Source organism: Bacillus cereus group sp. MG1 (assembly GCF_040460035.1).
Classification (GTDB): domain Bacteria; phylum Bacillota; class Bacilli; order Bacillales; family Bacillaceae_G; genus Bacillus_A; species Bacillus_A cereus.
Genome location: NZ_JARVGY010000002.1, coordinates 365,267 through 387,777, shown reverse-complemented (window position 1 = coordinate 387,777; position 22,511 = coordinate 365,267). Strand labels below are relative to the sequence as shown.

Genomic DNA, 22,511 nt, shown 5'->3' with positions numbered 1-22,511 from the left:
GGGGGACAAGGAGTATGTGGGGCTATGTACAGGAAAAACAAGTCGCCTTAAAGCGCAATCGAGTGGATTTATATCATTTTGGTTATAGGATTCGTGCCAAAACAGCTCGAAAGTTAGGTACAACTACAGCTCAGCAAATAAAAGATATAACGGATGAAATTCGTGCATTTTTGGTGAAAGACCATCGTGATATCTTAAGTGAATCTTTTATGAATAAAGAAAAGAGAACAGCTGTAGAACAAATTGTTAAAAGCTTTCTATTAAGCAATCAAGTCGTCATTTCAGAGGTACCTTCTGAACAGTTACTAAATATGGTGTGTGACGATATTGTGGGGTTTGGGATTATAGAACCTTTAAAAGAAGATCAGGATGTCACCGATATTTATATCAATGGCACAAAAGAAATCATTTACGAAAAAATTGGAGAGGGAGAATGTACCTTCCCTTACCGATTTGAGACGGAAGAAGAAGTGAAAGCTCTGGCTTATAAGATGGTAAACAGTACATCAGAGTCATTAAATACAGCAAAGCCATATGTTGACTGCGTGTTTCCGTATATCCGTATCAATATTGCGTTAGATGAACTTGGGGGACTTGGAACAACAATAACGGTTCGTAAGAATGCAGATCACCTCCGTGCCTCTGAAGAACGTATGTTAACTACCAATCAAGCATCAAAAGAAATGCTGAACTTTTTGGCCGCAGCTGTGAAAGCCAAAATGAATATTCTAGTTGCTGGAGCTACAGGTACCGGAAAATCAGAGTTTATGAAATATCTTGCCTCTCACATTCCGAAAGGAAAGAAAAAAGAACGTACTCTTGTAGTAGAAGATAACCCTGAATTATATTTGCATCGCATTTTTCCGGAACATCATTTTGTTCCGATGCAGTGTAGGGCATCCGAAGTTGAAGAAAATGTAATCGATTTTGATAGGTTGTTAACAAATGCTTTACGTCAAGGACCAAAACGTTTAATTGTAGGGGAATCGAGGGGGAAAGAAGCATTGAAAATGATTAACTTCTTCCAAACAGGACATCCTGGCTTTACCTCTGTCCATGCAAGAAGTGCAAAAGAAGCAGTTAGACGTTTAATGCTCATGTGTCTGCAGAGTGGTGCGAATATCGATGCTCAGTATTTATATGAATTAATTTCTCAGACATTTGATGTGATTGTCTTTTTAGAAAAGAAAGATGATGGGAATCGCTATATTACAGAGATGATTGAATTGTTGGATTATCAAGGCGATATACAGTTCAATCAGCTTTCTCAATTTATTCCATCGGGTGAGGAATACGATGAAATGAATGAGAGAGTAGGGAAGATTCATGGAGATCATATCATTACAGCAAAAATGTCAGCCGAAATGGAGAAGAAATTCCGTTCTTCTACTGTAAATCCAGCTCTTTATGCGCCATTCCTTTCACAACAGGAGGTGCAGTATGCATAGTTTGTTGGCTTATGGATGTATATTTTTAATCTTTATCAGTGTAGGATTGCTCGTTTTACTTTTTTCAAAATCTAAGGGTTCTGCTCTTTCCCAATTTGTACATGAAAATGAGAAAGAAGAAAGGCGCTTGGAATTAAGAAATATTAAAGGCATACGAATGTATCTACCGCAATCCGTTATCCAAGAAGCTCAAAAGTACGAATGGAAATTGACGAAGAGTATGTACTGGATATATACGATTCTTTCTGGGATGAGTGTTGCAGCGGTGTTCTATTTTTCATTTGGACAAGATCCTTATACACTGATTACCGTTTTATGCGGCTTTTTAGTTCCAAGATTTCTTCTTTATCGAAGAAAAAAACGTTACTACTTGGTTGTCATAGACCGTCTTTCTATTTATATGAAGGCAGTTGCAAATGCACTTCAAATTAGTAACAATGCAAAACGGGTGTTAGTTCAGGTGAAGCCAATGATGCATGAAAGCATTCAAGAAGAAATAGAGAAAGTTTCTCTTTTATTAGAAGGTGGAACCACAATGCATCGTGCATTTAGAGGATTCAATGAAACGTTTAACTTTAGAGAATTGGTATTCTTTCATGAAATGTTGGAAGTGTGTAGCCGAGAAGGTGGTGCAAATTCGGTGCAAGTCTTACTGGATATTGCAGAAGATTTCGAAAAACAAAAGCTATACCTGGCAAGGTTACGTTCTAGTTTGTCGCAAGCACAACGTGCTTTTGTACAGAACTGCTTAATCGTTATTGCCATGCCGATTGTGATTATGTTGATGTCAAAAGAAGCATATGGATTTTTAGCAGGTTCTATGATGGGTAAAATCGCATTAGCGGTAAATATGTTCATTGTCTTTTTCTTAGCAACCCGTGTAGAAAAGATTGCAAATTATAACCCAACAGAAAGAGGGGAATAAGGTGGCTACGATTTTAGTTGTAGTGGTATTCGTTGTCATGTACTGGGTATTCTCTACCTTTCTACAAAGTAAAAAAGACAGCGGTAGCTTACTTACGAACTATGTAGAAAATGCAAAACGAATTGAAAAGAAGAATTTAAATCAGATGATGCTCGCGCCCTTCCAGTCGTTATCACATAAGTACCTGACAGAAGAAAAGAAAGAGCAGATTCAGAAAAAATTAGAAGAAGCTGGCCTGGATACGAAACCAGAAGAATATTTAAAGATGAAGGTAGCATATCCCATCATTTTCACCTCTGTTTTCTTGATATGTACGGTGTTCCATGATTACTACTTATTTAAAGTGGGAGTTTTGATTTCACCACTGCTTTATTTCTATCCTGATTATCTATTAAAGAGAAGAATCAAGCAGGCCATAGAAGCTAGGAAGTTTGAATTACCAGAGTATCTAATACCTATGCTGCAGCTGTTAAAAACACATACAACATTAGAAGCAGTAAAAAAGGCAGAGATATATGCTGGAAGACATCTTCGTCCGTATGTATCTACACTCACTGCGGAGTTAGAAATGTATGCGGGCTCGGATCAACCATTTCGAAACTTTGCTGCTGCTTTAAATAGTCCAGAAGTAAACACCTTTACGATTGCGTTGCAACAAGCGCAAAAAACGGACAAGGTACAAAGTCTTCGTATTATGGACGCACAGATTAAAATGATGCGTGAGTTAAAACATGAGAACTATAACCGTCTCATTCAAAATAAACCAATGGAAATGAATAAATTTAACGTCGCAGTTATTGGATGTATTGTAATTTATCCAATGGTGATTGTGATTCAATCTTTAATGCAAGGATTTGCAAGTTTATAGAAGACATTATCAAAAATGGAATAGGTAAAGGAGCAAAATACATGTTAACGAAAATGAAGAATTGGTTAAGAAATGAAGACTCACAATTATCATCAGAAAATGGTATGTTAATCGCCTTGGCGGTGATTATCGTATTAGTAATTGGCCCGTTTGTATGGAAAGCAATCCAAGGTGGTTATGACTCAATTCTAGCTCGATTTACAAAAGCATCAAGCAATGCAGATGTGAATTCTTGGAACAAGTAATAGAAGTTTTAAATGAACGATGTTTATTACGTATAGCTCAAATAAATGGATAAGGGAGATTCAATCATGTTAGCAAAAATGAAGAGTTGGTTAAAAAATGAGGATTCACAGTTATCATCAGAAAACGGTATGTTAATTGCTTTAGCGGTCATTATCGTATTAGTCATCGGCCCGTTTGTATGGAAAGCAATCCAAGGTGGTTATGATACGATCCTGGCAAGATTCACAAAAGCATCAAGCAATGCAGACGTAAATTCTTGGAATAAGTAATTAAAGATTTAAATAGATAAGTTCTAATTTTAATAGATTCTTAAAATCGCTATATAAAGGAGACGAAATGAAATGTTAGCAAAGATGAAAAGTTGGTTAAAAAATGAGGATTCACAGTTATCATCAGAAAACGGTATGTTAATCGCTCTGGCGGTAATTATCGTATTAGTCATTGGCCCATTTGTATGGAAGGCAATCCAAGGTGGCTATGATACGATCCTGGCACGATTCACAAAAGCATCAAGCAATGCAGATATTGATTCTTGGAATAAAAAATAAATGTAAAAATAAACGAGGGGGCTACTCTAAAAGTGGTTCCCTTTTTTACACAGCATTTTTTATGAAATTAAGAGGGGAGTAAAGAAAATGGGTCTGTATATTGTGGGATTATTACTAAGTTACATGTTCCTAAATGTATTTACTGATTTGAAATATAGAAAAACAAAGAATATGTGGCATCTACTATTCTTAATATTAGGGATAGGAATTACGTACCTTGCCGGAATAAGAACAGGGAAAGAGATTGCAATTGTACTAGTCATGGCCTTAGCGTGTGGTTTATTGCTAGAGACATTTAAATTCTCTTCACCTGGTGATACCAAGATGCTTGTGGTGGTAGCTTTATATATTAGCAATGTAGTAGAAGAATCGGCTATGCTTACTGCCATTACATTAACAGCTTTCCATTTGCTATTCTTTTGGATTGCTAGTGTGTATCGATTAATTAAAATTTTAGGGTTTGTGGGAGCGATTAAAGACCAATTGGAGCATGCTGCTTCTATATTTGGGGCAAAACTACCAAAGAAAGAAATAAAGCTGATACAGAGCTTTCCTGGGGCTTGTTCTATTTTACTAGGGGCAATGGTGTATATTTCGTTCACTATCTATCAAAACGGAGGTATGTTAGCTTGAATAGTAGAATTATTCATCAAAGAGAAACATATATTTATTTCACGATATTCGTACTAGTAGGGGTGCTTATTGCAAATATGTTTATTCATATGGTGTTTGTATTAGCGTATCCGTTACTTATTGGATTAATTGTGCAGGTTATCTTGTTGCAGAAGATAAAGAAGCCATTTTATCGGAGCGGAAAAGAATTAACGGAACAATTAAAACTAAAAAATATATTTCTAGTAGAATCAAATATTTTAGGAGATGAAGAAGGAGCTGTTTATGAGGTGCATCAAATGCCTTTTGGATTCTCTAATGGATTAATTAATAAAGATAAGAGTTATAAAGTCATAAAACAAGAGTATGATAGAAAAGTCAAAGAGGATTTAACGAAAATTGCAAAATGGCAAGTTATAACAAAAGCTAGACTTGTTACGACAACACACTTTCGTTTATATACAATTTGGCAGAAAAATAGTACAGGTTATCAATTGAAAAAATTAGAGGATTGTGTTGATCCGTATGCAAAAATGAATCTCATACAATGGATGATTGCATCATTCTGTACGACTGGTCGTATCAAATATGATAAGAAACCAAAAGAGTGGGAAAGCTACGAATGGATTGCGTTAAAATAAAAAGACAAAAGTACATAACTTTTGTCTTTTTATTAATTTATACAGCTCAATGAACTATGCATTTTTTTTAGCTAGTTCTAAATATGCTTCATGTTTAGTTATTTCACTGATATCAAGTCCGAAATCAAAATCATCCTGTTTTGATTGGTAACCATAAGATACTAAACCGGAATCTTTATGATTCTCAGGGAAGTAAATTAGTACTTTTGCATTTTTATAGTCTTTTAAATGCAATAATTCGTACAGTTTTTCAATTAAATATTCGCTAATTAGGTTAATAGCACTTGTTCCGCCAACAATAGTATAAAGGTCATCATAAATGTGCAATGCATGATTTTTTCTATCAACGAATAGTAAAAAGTGATTGTAACCTACGTGGAAGTTTTCTATTACTAAATGGTATTGCTCCTCATGGCTAGTAGGAAATAAGAAAATATCAAATGAATCTTTAGTTACCAAAATAGCTGTTTCTTCATTTTTTGGGTCCTTTTTGAACATTTTAAACATGAAAATCCTCCTCTAAAGAACGTGTGTTTGTTCTGATTGTAACACGAATTGGATTTAGTTAATAGTAAATAAAGGAAGAATAAAAAATAAGGCCTTATTTTTTATATAGGCCTTATTAAATGACGAATGAGATATGACTCAATATCTCGTGTAGGATAATTTTATTATACATAATTTTCGAAAAAAATAAAATAAATAAGTTCAATTTTGTGATAAAATATAAAGTTATTGAAATTTAGATGCGAATTGATTAATATAAATATATATTTAATGTTTAATTGATTCCGTTTATTCCCACACCTTATTGTGTTGTGGTTGAGTTGTAGAAGCAAGTTGCGTCTTGTTTCATTTTTGAAAGGGCTTCTTTGAGCCGATTAGTGTATATATAGCTTATTTTGCTATGCACATTTTTAATCGACTTGAAGGAGCCCTTTTTGTGTTGTTTTCAAGTTAGGAATCACTTGTAAAAGGTATTTAGATTTAGGTATACAAATAAAAAACACTGTGAGAAAAACACAAGATTTGTGCTTTTTTGCTTTGGAAGGGGATCATTATAATGAAATACGAACATGCCATTACACTAGATAAACCATTACTATCATTAGACGAGATAATAAAAATTTTTCAGAGGAATGAAGTTACTAAACCAATTCGAGAGCGTGATTCTAGCATTAGCTATGATACAGAAGATTATATCGCAGATAAAATGACAGCCTTACACATCAACTCTGATGAGTATTACAATACGATTTTTTTACCAATTTTAAACCATGATTGTGAAGAAGATTGTTATTTTCCATTTGAAAGGAAGTACTGTTTAGAGGTGTATGGCTATCCATGTACGTTAGAAGATGCGTTTAAGGAATGGGGTCTTTATATTATTAACAAAATGGATTGTACATTAGAAACAGTAATGTTTGAGTATGTAGAGGTTACAAATCCTTTATTTGATCCGACTGTAGAAGAATTGGCCAGAATTATTAAATATAACAAAGAGCGTACTAAGGAGTGTAGTAGATTATTTAATATTTCTCTTGAACCATTGAAGAAATTATTAAAGGAGTCCCCCCATACCGTTATTGAGATCATTCAAAACATTGAAATGGAGGACATATCAAAACTTCCTACACACTTAGGTGTTCAATTTGCTTATAGAAGGGAAACGAAAGAACTTTACATGTATTATGGAGAAAAACATTTGCCGTGGCTTTATCGAGTATTACTTTTTCTTCATATTTTTGAGTTATCTATTCTAAGTGTAAAGTAATCAATTGTTGTGAAGTAGAAAAATAATAAATATATAACCAGGGGGAACCTTAAATGAAAATGAGTTATGAAGTATCTATATTTTGTTCTGCACATCCAGATGATTTTATGCCAAATTTGCGTGCATTACGAATGAGAGTTACAAAGGAAGGAGCATTTTGGGAACGAGATTGTTATCAGTTTTCCATTAAACCATCAAACTTGTCACAGCGAGCAGCCAAACAAGCAGGGGAAATCTATTTGTATCATGTCTATTTCAATGGATGTATACGAGATTTCCTTTTTTTATTGGAGCGATGTTTCAGGGGGACAAGTTATCGCTTTACTGCGATCCGCGGTTTCTTAGAAATGGAAGGGTATTCCCTAAAGAAATGGAAGCCAATTTTACGTAGTCATCATATAAACTCTACTGATGAAGATTGTATTTTCAAGAAAAATGATCTTACAATGATTGTACATCACCATGGAGGTTTAGAGGTGGTTAAGCGTGCGGAGAAAGGCGAGCAATTAAAAAAAGTAAACTTTCTAACGGTAGATAGTTGGTTACAGGCACTTAACCCCACAAAAGAAGATCTATTCTCTTTAACAGGTGTGAGTGTATCTTAATGAGTAATTTGCAAAAACGTTTGAAAGTATACAGGCAGAGGAAAAGACAGAAATCCGTAGTTAAAACGACTATGAATTTCTGTCTTTTTATTTTAATAAGGAGGATTTTAGCATGGATTTATTTGAACTTTTTGATTTAGAGGTAAGAGAAAACATAATGGTACAAGATGTGAGGACAGATAAACAAGTTCGCAATCGATACAGCTATGATGTTGGTGAGAAATTAGTAGGAGCTAAGAAAGAGCTACGAGCCTTAAAAGAATCATTTTTAGTATCATTTTCTTTAGATGTTTTAGCGGAAATTGAAAAAGAATCTCCAGTAGAAGCGCTCAATACATTGGATCGAAATACATTGATTCCATTTTCTTTTGAACTAGAAAAAGAAAATGATATCCCGGCACGTGTTGCAAAGCTAAAGCAATTACTAGTGGGCAGGATTGATAAGAAGCCAATTGTAGATACACCGACTGCAAGGAAACTGTATGTGCAAGCATGTAGAAGAATATGGCATGATATACAGTTAATACATACCTCAGAACAATGGATAGATCATGTTGGTTCTTACGGTAAGGAAATGCAAAACGGTTGGTATGCATTTAAAAAAGATAAGAATGTCACATACACATTTAAAAGAATGGTAGAAGAATATTTTGATGAGTTTGTTGATGCAGATGGTATGGAGTTATTAATATTAGGAAAGAAATTCATATCACTTTGTACAAATTCAAAAAGTATTAATTCTACATACCTTCGTGTATCACATGAACTAACATGGAATGATTTACTTGCGAAAAAGGTTACGACTCGTAAGAAATCCGCAGCTGCTTGGAGTAGGAAACTGCCAGATACCCTCCAAAGAAAAGGACCAGAAGTAGAATTTGCTACCAAACCTGAAGACGTAGTTACTATGTTTGGATTGAAGGGAATGCAATTTGGACATTATTGCACCGAACAATATGCAAAAGAACATATTGAGCATGTATCTGAGGCGTTACATGATGTAGCCCGTATATTGGGGATTCCACCTGAGTATATAGGGCTAGGAGGACGCTTAGGGCTTGCAATTGGTGCGAGAGGAAGCGGCAATGCATTAGCGCATTATGAACCTTCTACCAAAGTCATTAATTTAACTCGTGATAATGGAGTCGGGGCATTGTGTCATGAATGGGGACATTCACTGGATCATTTCTTATATGATTGTAGTCATGATTTTAAAAATGGTAGTCTTGCTTTCCTATCAAGTGGGAAGAGTATCGGAAATATTTTGCCTGCTATTATCAAGGAAAAGATACAAGCTGTGTTAGATGCTTGTAAACAAGGAAAAGTGGCCAGAGTCATCAACGTGGAAAATGCCTACAGTAGAAAGTGGTATTTCTATGGTGGTGTTATCGATAGTTATGATGTGTTTAAAGGAAATATTTCAAATATTTTAGAATCACATCATACTAGTTTGTGTAGGAAGCTTGATACTTTATCAGGAGCAACAAAGACGCGTATGGAGCGTGAAATTGAAAAAGAATTTGAGAAAACCGCACAAATGTTAGCTGCATATCATTATAAAAAAACAGGTGAAAAACTTAGTGAAATACCCTATCAAGTGAAGGGGTCTGTATACTTTGATACAGCCATTCAGTTAGATAAGAAGAGAACTAAAAAGTATTGGTCTACAAATCATGAGATGTTTGCTAGAGCATTTGAAGCATATGTAGAATCAGCTTTGCTAGATCAAGAACATAGAAATGATTATTTAGTTTGTGATACATATTCTTTTGTATATCCGTTAGGAGAACAAAGAGAATATCTGAATAGGAGTATAAAGAGTTTAACGGAAGTAGTAATTCCATATATAATAAACAGTATACAAGGAGTGGGGAATAATGAATTATAACATTCAAAAAGGTCAATTTCGTTTAACAAGTGCTTATCCAAGAGGTAGCTGGTGGGAATTTTACCGTGTTACGTGTCCGATTTGTCATGATACAGGTAATTGCATGCTTCATATTTCGCAAGAGAAGGTAGCATGTACGCGTGTAGAAAGTAAATGGATTTATGGAAAAAATACGGTAAATCCAAGCTACATTCACTACATAAATGAAAAAGATAAGTATCAATTGCCTGAGGCGGATGAAGTTCAGATTCATGATAAGAAAAGCAATGAGAAATTAGATGTGTTTAATCGTAAGTTAATGGATTTCATACCATTACAGGAGCATCATCATACACATTTATTACGAGATAGAAAAATGACTGAAGAACAAATACAAGTACGTCAATATCGATCTTTCTTAAAACAACAAATTGTGCTAGAGGAGGATAATACGTATACGACTGTTTGGGAGCAGCTATTTAAACAGATGGGGAATAAAAACTGTTGGCAGGGGGTTCCGGGTTTTTATGAGATGAGGAAAGGTCAACTTTCTCTTCGTTTGATGTCAGGATCTCCAGGTATACTGATTCCTTTTCGAAACCAGTACAATCAAATTGTTGGATGGCAGGTTCGTGTGGATGAAGTGAAAAACTCCGTTCATGTGAAATCGGCACCTACTGGAGTTCAAGCGGAATTAATCGAACAGCCTAATGTTGTAAAGATAACTAAAGATGGTGATTGTATCTTTGAAGGCGAACTAGAAGTGAGCAAAAAGGTAGAGATTCCATTTCAAGAGGGACAAATTGTTGTAAAGATTCATAAAGGACAAAAGTATCTGTGGCGTGCGACTCGTTTCCATATAAGCTGAAGTAAACAACCCAAATATATAGGGTTCACTAATAAAACGAAAATGGAGAGATTAACAACTTTGTTATAAAGAATGATAATCTACAACTGAATTTTCGAAAGTAGGAATGAAAGCCGTCATGTTGAGCTGAAACTACTTCCTTAATACTCCTACATGCTGAAATCAGTAATAGATGAATTTGGTATGAAGCTAGGTGAAGTCGGTTGAAGGTAACCTAAAATGATAAATCATGGTTACTGATAAATCGGAGGGCTGAAAAGCAACCCATGGTTAGAATGTGAATAGGTCACTGACGAAATGGCGAATGTAAGGGTCTATAGATACGCCTACTGGGAAACCATAGGAGCTCCAGTTCGGAGTGTAATTTACCGAAAAGTAAGATTGTCATATATGAAATTCGGGATACTTAACAAAGAAAGTATAAAATTACAGGCTCAAAGTCATGACCTAAAGGTTTGCATGGATAGCTAGAAAATTCGGAACGAGGAAAGCATTAGACATTCACTTTCAACGTCTATTAGCGGAATGGTTGATATAAGAACAATGACAACAAACGAAGTTGTTCGAAATTCATTTACTAATGTGAGAGTAGGGACACAGTACCGTTGATATTATGGAAACATAGTGGAGGGATAGTCCCAAGTCGAGTTATAAAGTCAACAGAGGAAAATATTATTCAAACATTGGATTCGAGTAGGACAAATAGAAGCACTTCTCCTAAAAATTTAAAGGGGGAGGCTGACCAATGAATACCAAAGAACTTAAAAAGAGGAAACTCAGAAATAACGAATATTACGATATGCAATATACCTTTGATACTTTATACAAACAAAGTAGAGATGGAAAAAGATTCAAAGAAATAATAAGTATTATCTCATCAGAAGATAACATCAAACTAGCTTACCGAAATATCAAAAAGAACAAAGGTAGTTTGACAAGAGGTATCAACAAGCACAACATAATGCACCTTGCTGAAAAGGATAACAAACAGTTCATTGAATATATTCAAAGAAGACTGAATAACTTCCTACCCCACAGTGTTAAGAGAGTCTTGATACCCAAAACCAATGGAGACAAGAGACCTCTAGGGATACCAACAATAGAGGATAGAATCATACAACAATGTGTAAAGCAAGTACTAGAACCCATTCTAGAAGCCAAATTTCATAATAATAGCTATGGGTTTAGACCAAATCGAACAGCCCATCAAGCGATAGCTAAGGCTAAACACATCATGAACGTAAATGGCTTGCATTATGTAGTTGATATCGACATTAAAGGCTTCTTTGATAACATTAACCATAACAAACTTATTAAACAACTATGGGCTAATGGGATCAGGGACAAACAACTTATCTGCATCATACAGAAAATGTTAAAAGCGAACATCCACGAAATTGGAACTCCAAACAAAGGAGTTCCACAAGGTGGCATATTATCACCATTACTATCAAACCTAGCATTGAATGAGCTAGATTGGTGGGTTAGTTCCCAATGGGAGACATTTAAATGTAACTATGAATATAGTGCGCAGAATAAGAAGATTAGAGCCTTGAAAACTACAAGACTAAAAGAGATGTATATTGTAAGATACGCCGATGATTTCAAAATCTTTTGCAGAACTCATAATCAAGCAAAACGCATATTTTATGCCACAAACCAGTGGTTGAGGGAAAGGCTTGGCTTGGAGATAAGCGAAGAGAAATCATCGATAACGAATCTGAAAAAGAAATATACAGAATTCCTTGGATTTAAACTGAAGGTTGTTAAGAAACCTAAAAGTAGAAGAGGATATGTCGCCGTAAGTGATATTTGCGGAAAAGCAGTTACTAAAATCAAGAAGAATCTAAAAGACAATATCAAAAGTATTCAATTATCTAAAGAGAATAAGCATAGGGAAGTGCAAAGATACAACGAAAAAGTAATAGGTTATCATAACTATTACCAAGTGGCCACTAGAGTTAATCCAACTCTAAGTAAGGTTGCCTACGTTTTATCACGAATCCAATACAACAGGCTTAAAAATCTCATAGAGGAAAATGGAAAACCAAACAGAACATATAAAAAATTATATGGTAATTACAACTTCAAAATTGTAAATATCGCTGGCATCACTTTATTTCCGTTAGCTGGGATTAAATTTGCTATACCAAATTTAATAAATCCCAAAATCAACAACTATACTATTGAAGGACGAAAATTAGTACATGCACAATTGAAGAGATTTAATAGTCGAGATATTTCCATCTTGTTCAAAAGTCATATTCAGGGCAGCACAATAGAATTCAATGATAACCGTATCTCTTTGTTTATAGCACAACAAGGTAAATGTGCCATAACAAAGACTGCGCTAAGTAGTGGAGATATTCATTGTCATCATAAACTCCCAAAAAATTTAGGGGGGACAGATAAATACGAAAATCTCATAATTGTCACGAAAAAAGTCCATAAATTAATACACGCAAAGATGGAAGATACAATATCAAAACTATTAAATGAACTGAAATTAGCAGATATACAATTAAAAAGAGTTAATACATTACGTAAACTGTTAGGTAACAAAACCATCACTCTATAGAAAGTATCTTAAGTAGGGAATAATATTTAACCAGAGTTATATAACTCGATGGAACGCCGTATGAGGTGAAAGTCTCACGTACGGTGTGGACCGGGGGAAAAGGTGGAGATAACTTCAAAACCTTACCTATCGGTATTCTCATCAGCAAACAAAAATCAAGGGACTGGGGCAGGCGGTAGTGAAAATCCACTTCCTGTGCATGTTGCGGTACCGAGTTCTCATTTGAAACATTGGAATTCTGGTATTCTTCATCGAACTAAATCAGTAATGATTACAGAGGGAGCTATGAAAGCAGATCTGGTTGCTGATTTGCTTCCAGAGAGATTTAATAAAGAGGAGCTTTCTGAAATAGGAACAACGGTTCTTGCGATTCCTGGTGTAAATGCTTGGCGAATTACTATGCCTGTATTAAAGGATATGGGTGTAGAAAATGTCTATTTAGCGTTTGATGCGGATTTAGTAGAGAATCAAAAAGTAAGGAAAGCTCTTATAGATTTTGCGACAGAGTTAAAGCGAGTGGGCTATAATGTAATCATAGCTGCATGGAACCCAGCGCAAGGTAAGGGGCTGGATGATACAATGCAAGCGGGATTTAAACCTGTATTTCAGAGATTGTGAAAGTCATAAAGTAGGTTGATATTTTCATAAATAGGTAGATTGAAAAAGATAGAGTTTTTAATTCTATCTTTTTCTTATATCCAATTAACTAAAAGAAGGGTAGAAGAGAATATGAATACATCTATGAAAAAAAATCTAGTGAATTTACGAGTTGATTTTGCTTTCAAGCGCTTGTTTGGAGTAGAAGGAAACGAGGAGATACTCATTGGTTTTCTTAATGCGGTATTACAATCCTCTTTAGATGAGGAAATTATTTCTTTGCATTTAGATGATCCGCATCTTCCAAGGGAGCAAAAGGATGATAAATTGTCTATTTTAGATTTGCGAGCTACTCTGAATAATGGTATAAAATTAAATATAGAGATACAGGTTCGCGACAAAAAAGATATGATTGAGCGATCTTTGTTCTACTGGGCTGGTATGTATTATTCCCAAATGACTCAGGGGATGAAGTATACAGAATTAAGACCAACCATATGTATTAATATAGTGGATTTCATTCTGTTTCCAGGAGAAGAAGACTTTCATAATGTCGGTGTAGTCATGAACAAAAAATCGAAACACATAATTTCAGAGAATATGCAATTGCACTTTCTTGAGATTCCAAAAGTAATTCGAGAATGGCAAGAAGATCGAATGGATCCATGGGAGGATATATTAGCACGTTGGCTATTATTATTTCCTGCTTATGAAGATGAGAAATTAACTACAATCCTGGAGGGAATCGCGATGGAAAAAGATCCAGTTTTGAAAAAAGCAATAGAGGATTGGGAGCGTCTAAGTAGCGATAAGGACTTTTTACGCTTATATGAAGCGAGAGAAAAGGCAATAAAAGATAGAATATCAGAAATAGAGACGGCAGAAGAAAAGGCCGCGGAAAAAGCAGCAAAAGAAGCAGCGAAAGAAGCTAGAATAGCAACTAAGATAGAGATGATTCACAATTTAATTAATGTCGGTGTACCTATAGAGAAGATAGCGGAAGCTACTGAATTAAGTGTGGAAGAGGTTAATGAAATTTTAAAAAATAAAGAGTAAATATAAATGATAAAGAACAGGTAATTGTGATTACAAACAATTACCTGTTCTTTTTATTCGTTTTGATTGATGCCCATTTTGTGATTACAATTATATCTTTTCTTGCTTTAGGATTCCCTCTAATTCATAACGAAATTCATTAGTCTTCTTAACATTCTTTAAGATTTCCTCAAGATCCTCTTTTTTACAAATGCTCTAATGGAATAGTTAAATACCATTAATCTACCGTATCTTTGTTCAATCTCTTTAAACCACGTTTCTTTTTGTTTGCGGCAAAGATATAGTTCTAAAAATAAAATGTAACAAGAAGCATAAGATAGTTGTTTTGTTTAGATTATGCTTCCTATAACAAAACTTAAACTTACCAGTAAAACCGTATAAAATACAAAAAATGTTTCAGGAAAATTTTTGTTGATATAGTAAGATTTTTGAGAATTTAAAGTGAAAAACACTCTTAAATCTTACAATTTAAGAGTGTTTTTTTGTAAATATATTTTCCGGTCAGAGTTATTTAATTTTATTTTAACGAACACCGTACTTTACGAACGGTGTTCGTTGTGTTAGAGTTAATGTGCGAGAGAGAACAAACATTAAAAAATAAAATTAACAAGGAGGTTTGAGGTTTGATAACCCAGCAAAAACTTCAACAAACTGAATTTTCATTAAAAAAAATTCTTCCAGTATTACTATCCGTTGCACTTGGTATGTTCTTAGTAATTTTAGATAGTACGATAATGAATGTCGCTGTTCCGAAATTAATGAGTGCATTTAATGTCAGCCTCAGTGAAATTCAATGGGTAATTACTGCCTATACTTTGGCTCTTTCAGCCGTCATTCCGTTGGCTGGATGGTTTTCTGATCGATTTACAGCAAAGAAAATGTTTATCGTTAGTATTGTTCTCTTTGTGGTAGCATCTATGCTTTGTGCACTTGCCCAAACTGCAGAACAGTTAATTATTTTTCGTATTATCCAAGGTCTTGGCGGAGGCATGGTAGCTCCAATAGGAATAGCAATGGTATTCAAAGTTGCTCCTCCTGAGAAGCGGGGTTCCATTATGGGAATTCTCGGTCTTCCTATGCTGCTAGCACCAATTCTTGGACCGTTACTATCTGGTTGGCTAATTGAATATATAAATTGGCATTGGATATTTCTTATTAATCTTCCGGTTGGTGTAATTGCATTTTTTATGGCGAAAAAATATCTACCCGAATCTAAGCCTGGTCATGGAATGAAATTAGATGTACTAGGTTCTATTTTAGCTCCAATTGCCTTTGCTTCCTTAGTCTTTGGTGTTCATGAAGCAGGTACTAACGGCTGGCTAAATAATTGGACTCTTTCATCATTGGGATTAGGGATTATTACCTTAATGCTATTCGTTTGGAATGAGCTTAGACAAAAAAATCCACTTCTTGAATTAAGGGTATTTCGTTCTCGAACATTTACTCACGGAATAATTCTTGCCTGGATGAACCAAATTGCATTGTTCGGAAGTATTTTGCTTTTCCCTATATTTTTACAGCAAGTTAAAGGTTTATCGCCTATGGAGGCTGGTCTTTATGTAATTCCACAGGCAATACTATCAACAATTGGAATTAATATAGGTGGTAAGCTATTTGACCGATATGGCGTACGTTTGGTTGCAATTCTTGGAACGCTTTCTTTATCATCTGCTTTGTTTGCCTTGACTTATATAAATGTTCACTCAAGCAGTATCTTTATCATGTGTAGTTTTGCTTTTGTAGGCCTCGGCCAAGGATTAACGATGATGCAAATTAATACTCATGTGCTTAGATCAGCTCCAAAAGAACTTGTAAGTCGTGTAACGCCAATCACTACTTCTATGCAACAGATTATGTCTTCCTTTGGGATAACTATCACTACAGGATATCTTGCAAGTCAGATTAAAAATCTTCCTGGGAAACACACTATTGAACAAGTAGGTAGTGCTTTTGGTCACACGTTTTGGATAACCTTTGCTTTTGGAATCGCTGCTCTATTGTTAAGTTTATTTTTAAAAGGTTCAAAAAGTGAAAAGAAATCAAAAGGTGGAAAACATTAGAGTTTTGAGTTTCACATTCCTTTCACTTTTCCTTTTTTGAAATACTAACGTCAATATCATGCTGAGTTAAGGTACATCGTAGAGTGATGTATTAAAAATCTTGAAAATAGTTCGTTAAATAAACTACAAGCTGAAAATAGATTATAAAATTAAGGAGTGTTTATAATGTCAACTTTATCTACAGAACAAAAACGTATCGCAATTATTGGTGGAGGACCAGGAGGGTTAACACTTGCTCTACTTTTACAAAAAAATGGTATGGAACCTGTAATTTATGAAAGAGAACTACTTGATATGAACAAGCAAAGAGGCGGCTCTCTAGATATTCATGAAGAATCGGGACAAATGGCATTAAAAGAAGCTGGTCTTTACGAGAAGTTCCAGGAAATAGCTCGTTATGAAGGTGAAGACTTCCGTCTTCTAGATAAAGATGGAAAGAGTTTTATTGACGAAATAACTGCGCCTGATGAAAAAGGGGATCGACCTGAGATTGATCGAGGTGTGCTTTGTGATCTTCTTTTAAACGCTCTTGATACAAGCTGCATTAAATATGGATATAAGTTAGAAAAAGCCATTTCAATTGAAAACGGTAGGACACAACTTCACTTTGAAAACGGATTTGTGGATACAGTTCATGGTCTTGTTGGAGCAGATGGGGCATTTTCACGTGTCCGTCCTTTGCTAACAAATACCGATATTGAGTATACAGATCTAACTTTCTTTGAACTTAATATACTAAATGTAGCTGAGAATCATCCGGATTTATTCGAATTCAACAGACGTGGTAAAGTGTTCGCTTTAGGTGATAACAAGGGAATTCTTGCTCAACTAAATGGGGATGGGAGAATTAAAGTATACGCTAGTTTGAAAGTTGAAAAAGACTGGCCAGAAAAAAATGGTATTTCTACAGATAAGCCTTTAGAAGCGAAAGCTAAATTATTAGAGTTATTTAATGACTGGGATGAAGACCTAAAGAAATACATTCATTATGCGGAAGATTCAATCATACAAAGACGAATTTATATGCTACCAATTCATTTTAAGTGGAAACGTAATCCTGGTGTTACTTTGATTGGAGATGCAGCTCATGTAATGTCACCATTTGCAGGTGAAGGCGTTAACTTGGCGATGTTTGATGCATTGAATCTGGCTCTTGCAATCATCAAAAATAACGATTTTGCCAGTGCGATTGAGGAATACGAAGAAAAAATGTATGCTTATTCATCAGAAAAAGCACAGGAGTCACATGATAATCTAGAGTTAAGTTTCTCTGATGATGCAGCTGCTAAGCTTGCAGAATTAATGAATTCATTCCATGAGCAATACAATATTGAACTTGAAAATCTTTAATATATTTACTAATATATTTGACCATGATATAAAGTAATTATGGAAAATTCACATCGAAAAATCATTAGTCGCAGGGATCGTCCAGCTAAAGAACCTTTAAGTCATGAACTTATCGTAAAAACTGCATATGAATTACTTAAAGAGCAGGGTATTGCAGGTATGAGCATGCGTAAGGTCGCAAAAGAACTGGATACTGGTCCATCATCATTGTATGTTTATGTTAAAAATTTTCAAGAATTAAGTTCATTAGTATTGGACTATGGCCTTGGTCAATTGGTATTACCCGAACCAAAGCAAGACTCATGGAAGGAAAATTTGATTGGAACACTAAGTGCATATTTCTTATTACTATACGAAGAGCCTGGTATCGCTGAACTTACTTTCACGTCTATTCCGAAGGGGACAAATTTTCTTAAATTGACAGAATACATTCTTGCTACATTGCAGGATGGTGGAATTAATTCTAGATCCGCAGCATGGGGAGTAGATCTTTTATTACTATACGTTTCTTCAATAGCATATGAACATACTTCTAGGAAAAAGCATGGGAATATGCAAATATCTGATATAAAAGAAACTTTCCAAAATGTTGACCCAGTTCTATTTCCAGTTCTTTTCAGCCTAAGAGAGGAGATGTTCTCCGGAGACATGGAGTCAATGGAACGTTTCCATTGGGGACTTGAAGTCTTATTACACGGTATTCAACATTTTAGTAAATAGTAAGTTCAATCAAATTTTTATCAAGACAACAAGCATCCAATTCATTGTGGCTGCTTGTTCATTTTTTACGAAAAATTTTCAATTGTATAAGGTATTTCCAATGTAAAAATATTTGATTTAAAATGTTTGAGATGGATTACTACTTTTTTTGAGGCAAGTTTATGTTGCAATTATTACAAGAATGTTCTCTAAAAATAATGCTTCATGGCAATATTATGGTTCAATTTGTGGCGGATTTATGATTCAAATCACACTTTTTTCAATAACCTAAAGTTTTTACGAATCGTTACATCACTGATTAAGTCACCCATGAAGAAGTCTCATTTTTCCTTTATTGTACCATTCAGGAAAAACGATATGTCTTAAAAAATTGAATATAGCTAGTTATTTAGAATACAGTTTACTGATTCATTTTGTTTTTTGATGTAAATAAGGGGTTGTATTTTAGAAATCGTATTGCTATAATATAAACGTAATAAGATTTTACAATAAAATATAAAATTAATCAGTTCGCATATAAGAGAAGACCTCAATATGCGCCATGTCCTTAGGGGACGTGTGCGTGTATTGGGGTCTTTTTGCGTTTTGCGAGCAAAAACACCCGGAGGTGCAGGAATTATGTTGAATTGGTTGTCTGCAAAACTTATGACAACATCAGTAGGAGATTTCTTACTGGCAAAAAGTAGTTTTTCGAAAGGGCTTGGTGGTAATGGTGGTGGCGGTAATGCTGAAACCGTTCAAAAAAGCATGAACACTTTGGTGAAAACCTTAATTGGTTTTGGGGGAATTTGGGTAGCAGCTTGCGTTGTGTTTGCAGCTATTAAACTATCTGGAGCACAAGGGAAGAACCCTGAAAACCGTACACAAGCTATGATTGGTTTAGCTTGCGCGGCAATTGGAGGCTTTGTCATGATTAAAGCGTACGATATCGCTGCTTGGGTTACGACAATCTAACATAAGAGTTTGTACAAGCTCTCCTCGATGTGGGGAGAGCTTCTCTTATACAAGGGAGGAAAAAGAATGAGAAAAGTAACCGTTCCTGTTGATATGACTTCGGAACAAAAAACACTATTAGGTGTGCTGAGCAAACGCCAATTGATTTATCTATTGGGTGGCGGAGCATCCCTTTATTTATATGTACCATTTTTATGGCGACTATTTGCACCTATTGATGCGGTAGTAGCATTTTTTATTTGCTTAATTTTAGCACTACCAACGGTAATAGGTGTTATAGCGTTTGCTTTTATTTATAAAGAAAAACAACACATGTATCTAGATAGATTTTTACTTATCAAAATGCGTAGCCGCTCCGAAAAAGGCAAGTGGAGAAAAGGGTACGAGCCAACTACATGGGCAAAGGAGAATTTGTAAATGTTAGAAATGATATATTTTGCGGCGATAGCCATTGTAGGGTTTTTCTTTTATCGGAAAATGAATGGGAAACCGCTGTTTGGTTCTAAGAAAAAGGGGAAAAAGCAAGGTGGAATAGAGAAACATACTGCTGAAAAATCTGGAAAGAAAAACAAAAAGAATACGCCTGCTGAATCGGAAATTGATGAGGATAATGTTGATTTCTTTCGAGATTTTGTAGAAGACATTAAAGAAATTGATAATCATATGATTCGGTATCATGATGACACATTTGTCCTAATTGCGGAAGCGCATCCGGTTAACTATTACTTACTTTCCAATATGGAACAAGAAGCGATTGATATCAAAATTGAATCATGGTTAACCACATTAGAGTTTAATACGAAAGTATATATTCAGAGTAAGTTCGTAGATTTAACAGATCCTGTACGAAAAATGACAGAAACGATGAAAGGTGCGAAGGACCTTACACCAGAGACGGTTCTATATGGACAAGAAGTTATCGATAACTTAGAGTACTGGCAACGTTCGCAACCTCGATATGAACAAAAACGTTATTTAATTTACCCATACAAGGTTGATATTAGTACGATTACGGCTGATACAGAGGAAGAGTTGGAAGAAAAGATTGTGGATAAGGCGTTTAACGAATTATATCGCCGTTATAATGCTTCTCGAAATCTACTATCGAAAGCAAAAATTAATGTAGAAATGTTAACGAAAGATAAATTAATAGAACTTTTATATGTAGCGTTTAACCGTCGGAAAGCCGTAAAAGCTCGTTTCCAGGATTTAATTGAAAACGAGAATTTCTCGCTCTATTCAACAGGGGAAACAAATGAAAGAAAACTAGAGTTAATGAAGAAAGTGCTAGCAGAAGAAAAAGCAGAAAAATCAAATAATGGGGTGGCATAAACATGAAGTTATTCGGAAAAAAGAAAAAGGAAAAGAAAAAAGAAAAGAAAAAAGTAGAAGCTGAAGAGAAGGATGAATTGGAGCTAGAGGAGGAAGAGCTGGAAGAAGAAGTACCGACGCAATTAGACAATCAAACAACAGTGTTTGATGTTATTGCTCCAGAAGGTATGAAAATTGATGCAGAAGATTATGGAGTTATTAAACAATCTTTAGGAAGTAATACGTTCTTCCGTCCGTTTTATATTCCACGTGATGGGTACCCACGTATGATGCAAACCAATTGGCTCAACATGTTAACTTCGGCTGGGGAAGTGGATGTCATGATTGATATTCATAAAGAGCCAAAAGCTAAGGCAATGCGATCATTAGATATGCAGCTGACAATGTTACGTTCCAATCTTTCTTTCCAACGTACACGAGGAAACATTGACCAAGAAAAAGACTTAGATGCAAAAATTCAAGATACAAACAATTTAATGGATGAAATCCAGTTCAATGAAAACGACTCTTATATGGTGAGTACGATGGCTGTTGCGTATGCAGAATCAAAGAAAGAATTAGACGTTTTATGTGAATATCTTGAAGATGAAATGCAAGCATCTCACTTTAAGATAGCGAGTACTTGGAACCGTGTGAAGAGTGGTTTGAAAGCGGTTATGCCATTAGGCGCACCAAATACCTTACAAGATACCTATCGAAATATCGATAGACGTGCATTATGTACGTTTGCACCATTTGTATCAGGATCCGGGAGATTTAATGGTGGCATACCAATAGGAAAGAATAAAATTACTGGGCAAGTAGAATTTTTGAATTCATTTGGTAATGCAGATTATCGCCCGCCAAACTATAACATTGGTGTAACGGGGATCTCAGGTTCCGGAAAAAGTTTACTTTTAAAAATGAAGTTAGCTCGTGAAACGTCACTTGCAGATACGCATGCAATGATTATCGATCCAGAAGGAGGCGCGACACGTTCCTAAGTGAAAAGCTTGGGCATTGTCGAACTTACAGTTCTACAGTGAACTATCATTCCGAGAAGTCAAACGATAGGGTAACGCCTTGAAGGGCTTCCTTTAATCCTTCGACATGCAGTGAAGTTAGCAAGAACCTTACTGTATGAAGCTCGGTGAAGTCGGCTGAGAGTTACCGTAAGTCTTAGAGACACGAAAGCCGTCCAGAGGTGGACGGTGTAACCTATAAGCCGGAAGTCTATAAAACACTTATGGTTAGGATGCACGATAAACTATTAGCGAGTTTTTAGTAGTGCAGACGAATCTCTGATGGTACGGGCCTATATCGGGAGCATATCGAAAGGTATGCTGACACAATTAGTGTCGCTACTGTGGATGAGTAAAACTCTCCTTTATGAAAGTCCATATATTGTTATAGGCAATATCAAGGTAGCAGGCTCATAGGGGAAACCTAACAGTGTATGTACAGATAGGAATGATGGAACGTG

At 35.2% G+C, this 22,511-nt stretch carries 20 protein-coding genes and 4 pseudogenes; 22 read left to right on the top strand and 2 right to left on the bottom strand.

The features are described 5' to 3' along the window. Positions 1–14 precede the first annotated feature (14 nt). The 8 genes from QCI79_RS29720 to QCI79_RS29685 all read left to right on the top strand — a co-directional run bounded on the left by QCI79_RS29720 (position 15) and on the right by QCI79_RS29685 (position 5,288). Positions 15–1,448 (top strand): TadA family conjugal transfer-associated ATPase, encoded by a 1,434-nt coding sequence (locus tag QCI79_RS29720; protein ID WP_093998172.1) that lies wholly within the window; start codon positions 15–17, stop codon positions 1,446–1,448. Beyond that, positions 1,441–2,373, top strand: a complete 933-nt coding sequence (locus QCI79_RS29715) for a type II secretion system F family protein (RefSeq protein ID WP_071700042.1) — start codon at positions 1,441–1,443, stop codon at positions 2,371–2,373. The genes QCI79_RS29720 and QCI79_RS29715 overlap by 8 nt, the downstream gene beginning before the upstream one ends. A gap of 1 nt (position 2,374) precedes the next feature. Next, positions 2,375–3,241 carry a hypothetical protein gene (locus tag QCI79_RS29710; protein ID WP_003319455.1) on the top strand — a complete coding sequence of 289 codons (867 nt, stop codon included), beginning with the start codon at positions 2,375–2,377 and terminating at the stop codon, positions 3,239–3,241. A 41-nt stretch (positions 3,242–3,282) separates the two neighbouring features. Next, positions 3,283–3,486 carry a hypothetical protein gene (locus QCI79_RS29705; protein WP_000956363.1) on the top strand — a complete coding sequence of 68 codons (204 nt, stop codon included), beginning with the start codon at positions 3,283–3,285 and terminating at the stop codon, positions 3,484–3,486. Positions 3,487–3,552: 66 nt separating this feature from the next. Next, on the top strand, positions 3,553–3,756 hold the full coding sequence (locus tag QCI79_RS29700) for a hypothetical protein (RefSeq protein WP_000879962.1): 204 nt from the start codon (positions 3,553–3,555) through the stop codon (positions 3,754–3,756). A 72-nt stretch (positions 3,757–3,828) separates the two neighbouring features. Beyond that, positions 3,829–4,035, top strand: a complete 207-nt coding sequence (locus QCI79_RS29695; protein ID WP_000879959.1) for a hypothetical protein — start codon at positions 3,829–3,831, stop codon at positions 4,033–4,035. 87 nt (positions 4,036–4,122) lie between these two features. Continuing rightward, positions 4,123–4,668 (top strand): hypothetical protein, encoded by a 546-nt coding sequence (locus tag QCI79_RS29690; protein ID WP_061885142.1) that lies wholly within the window; start codon positions 4,123–4,125, stop codon positions 4,666–4,668. After that, the gene (locus tag QCI79_RS29685; protein ID WP_209291801.1) at positions 4,665–5,288 is read left to right on the top strand and encodes a hypothetical protein; all 624 of its coding nucleotides are present in this window, start codon (positions 4,665–4,667) and stop codon (positions 5,286–5,288) included. The genes QCI79_RS29690 and QCI79_RS29685 overlap by 4 nt, the downstream gene beginning before the upstream one ends. A 54-nt stretch (positions 5,289–5,342) precedes the next feature. Here QCI79_RS29685 and QCI79_RS29680 read toward each other — a convergent pair whose 3' ends face one another. Then, the gene (locus QCI79_RS29680; protein ID WP_093998154.1) at positions 5,343–5,795 is read right to left on the bottom strand and encodes a hypothetical protein; all 453 of its coding nucleotides are present in this window, start codon (positions 5,793–5,795) and stop codon (positions 5,343–5,345) included. Positions 5,796–6,351: 556 nt separating this feature from the next. On the opposite strand from QCI79_RS29680, the gene QCI79_RS29675 reads away from it, so the two are divergent. The 7 genes and pseudogenes from QCI79_RS29675 (at position 6,352) to QCI79_RS29645 (ending at position 14,633) form a co-directional block, all read left to right on the top strand. Beyond that, positions 6,352–7,062 (top strand): hypothetical protein, encoded by a 711-nt coding sequence (locus QCI79_RS29675; RefSeq protein WP_071700038.1) that lies wholly within the window; start codon positions 6,352–6,354, stop codon positions 7,060–7,062. A gap of 53 nt (positions 7,063–7,115) precedes the next feature. Next, positions 7,116–7,667, top strand: a complete 552-nt coding sequence (locus QCI79_RS29670; protein WP_093998153.1) for a hypothetical protein — start codon at positions 7,116–7,118, stop codon at positions 7,665–7,667. 112 nt (positions 7,668–7,779) lie between these two features. Then, positions 7,780–9,555, top strand: coding sequence for an LPD1 domain-containing protein (locus tag QCI79_RS29665; protein ID WP_021728129.1), 1,776 nt, complete (start codon positions 7,780–7,782; stop codon positions 9,553–9,555). After that, positions 9,545–10,375: pseudogene (locus QCI79_RS29660) on the top strand (DUF3854 domain-containing protein); the annotation flags it as partial. The gene QCI79_RS29665 and the pseudogene QCI79_RS29660, both read left to right, overlap by 11 nt. Before the next feature lie 772 nt (positions 10,376–11,147). After that, a complete protein-coding gene (ltrA, locus tag QCI79_RS29655) occupies positions 11,148–12,980 on the top strand; it encodes a group II intron reverse transcriptase/maturase (RefSeq protein ID WP_021728127.1) in 1,833 nt (610 codons plus the stop codon). A 138-nt stretch (positions 12,981–13,118) separates the two neighbouring features. Beyond that, positions 13,119–13,598, top strand: a pseudogene (locus QCI79_RS29650) (DUF3854 domain-containing protein); the annotation flags it as partial. 111 nt (positions 13,599–13,709) lie between these two features. Beyond that, the gene (locus QCI79_RS29645) at positions 13,710–14,633 is read left to right on the top strand and encodes an Rpn family recombination-promoting nuclease/putative transposase (RefSeq protein ID WP_021728125.1); all 924 of its coding nucleotides are present in this window, start codon (positions 13,710–13,712) and stop codon (positions 14,631–14,633) included. A 90-nt stretch (positions 14,634–14,723) separates the two neighbouring features. On the opposite strand, the pseudogene QCI79_RS29640 reads toward QCI79_RS29645, so the two are convergent. After that, a pseudogene (locus QCI79_RS29640) lies at positions 14,724–14,932 on the bottom strand (hypothetical protein). A gap of 324 nt (positions 14,933–15,256) precedes the next feature. Here QCI79_RS29640 and QCI79_RS29635 point away from each other — a divergent pair. From QCI79_RS29635 to QCI79_RS29605, 7 genes and pseudogenes are all read left to right on the top strand, one after another. Continuing rightward, positions 15,257–16,693 carry an MDR family MFS transporter gene (locus QCI79_RS29635; RefSeq protein WP_021728124.1) on the top strand — a complete coding sequence of 479 codons (1,437 nt, stop codon included), beginning with the start codon at positions 15,257–15,259 and terminating at the stop codon, positions 16,691–16,693. A gap of 165 nt (positions 16,694–16,858) precedes the next feature. After that, entirely contained in the window at positions 16,859–18,043 is a 1,185-nt protein-coding gene (locus tag QCI79_RS29630; RefSeq protein ID WP_021728123.1) for an FAD-dependent oxidoreductase, read from the top strand. 39 nt (positions 18,044–18,082) lie between these two features. Then, the gene (locus QCI79_RS29625; protein ID WP_021728122.1) at positions 18,083–18,763 is read left to right on the top strand and encodes a TetR/AcrR family transcriptional regulator; all 681 of its coding nucleotides are present in this window, start codon (positions 18,083–18,085) and stop codon (positions 18,761–18,763) included. Between the two features lie 534 nt (positions 18,764–19,297). Next, complete coding sequence (locus QCI79_RS29620; RefSeq protein ID WP_044798332.1) at positions 19,298–19,717, top strand: hypothetical protein; 420 nt, start codon at positions 19,298–19,300, stop codon at positions 19,715–19,717. A 66-nt stretch (positions 19,718–19,783) separates the two neighbouring features. Then, entirely contained in the window at positions 19,784–20,134 is a 351-nt protein-coding gene (locus QCI79_RS29615; protein ID WP_021728120.1) for a PrgI family protein, read from the top strand. Further along, complete coding sequence (locus QCI79_RS29610; RefSeq protein WP_000891999.1) at positions 20,135–21,049, top strand: hypothetical protein; 915 nt, start codon at positions 20,135–20,137, stop codon at positions 21,047–21,049. A 98-nt stretch (positions 21,050–21,147) separates the two neighbouring features. After that, positions 21,148–22,014, top strand: a pseudogene (locus QCI79_RS29605) (hypothetical protein); the annotation flags it as partial. Positions 22,015–22,511: the final 497 nt, after the last annotated feature.

Bases quoted from the DNA above. Each gene is read 5' to 3' on its own strand.
- QCI79_RS29720 (WP_093998172.1), top strand. From the start codon at position 15: ATGTGGGGCTATGTACAGGAAAAACAAGTCGCCTTAAAGCGCAATCGA.
- QCI79_RS29715 (WP_071700042.1), top strand. From the start codon at position 1,441: ATGCATAGTTTGTTGGCTTATGGATGTATATTTTTAATCTTTATCAGT.
- QCI79_RS29705 (WP_000956363.1), top strand. From the start codon at position 3,283: ATGTTAACGAAAATGAAGAATTGGTTAAGAAATGAAGACTCACAATTA.
- QCI79_RS29700 (WP_000879962.1), top strand. From the start codon at position 3,553: ATGTTAGCAAAAATGAAGAGTTGGTTAAAAAATGAGGATTCACAGTTA.
- QCI79_RS29695 (WP_000879959.1), top strand. From the start codon at position 3,829: ATGTTAGCAAAGATGAAAAGTTGGTTAAAAAATGAGGATTCACAGTTA.
- QCI79_RS29690 (WP_061885142.1), top strand. From the start codon at position 4,123: ATGGGTCTGTATATTGTGGGATTATTACTAAGTTACATGTTCCTAAAT.
- QCI79_RS29680 (WP_093998154.1), bottom strand. From the start codon at position 5,795: ATGTTTAAAATGTTCAAAAAGGACCCAAAAAATGAAGAAACAGCTATT.
- QCI79_RS29675 (WP_071700038.1), top strand. From the start codon at position 6,352: ATGAAATACGAACATGCCATTACACTAGATAAACCATTACTATCATTA.
- QCI79_RS29670 (WP_093998153.1), top strand. From the start codon at position 7,116: ATGAAAATGAGTTATGAAGTATCTATATTTTGTTCTGCACATCCAGAT.
- QCI79_RS29665 (WP_021728129.1), top strand. From the start codon at position 7,780: ATGGATTTATTTGAACTTTTTGATTTAGAGGTAAGAGAAAACATAATG.
- ltrA (WP_021728127.1), top strand. From the start codon at position 11,148: ATGAATACCAAAGAACTTAAAAAGAGGAAACTCAGAAATAACGAATAT.
- QCI79_RS29645 (WP_021728125.1), top strand. From the start codon at position 13,710: ATGAATACATCTATGAAAAAAAATCTAGTGAATTTACGAGTTGATTTT.
- QCI79_RS29630 (WP_021728123.1), top strand. From the start codon at position 16,859: ATGTCAACTTTATCTACAGAACAAAAACGTATCGCAATTATTGGTGGA.
- QCI79_RS29625 (WP_021728122.1), top strand. From the start codon at position 18,083: ATGGAAAATTCACATCGAAAAATCATTAGTCGCAGGGATCGTCCAGCT.
- QCI79_RS29620 (WP_044798332.1), top strand. From the start codon at position 19,298: ATGCGCCATGTCCTTAGGGGACGTGTGCGTGTATTGGGGTCTTTTTGC.
- QCI79_RS29615 (WP_021728120.1), top strand. From the start codon at position 19,784: ATGAGAAAAGTAACCGTTCCTGTTGATATGACTTCGGAACAAAAAACA.
- QCI79_RS29610 (WP_000891999.1), top strand. From the start codon at position 20,135: ATGTTAGAAATGATATATTTTGCGGCGATAGCCATTGTAGGGTTTTTC.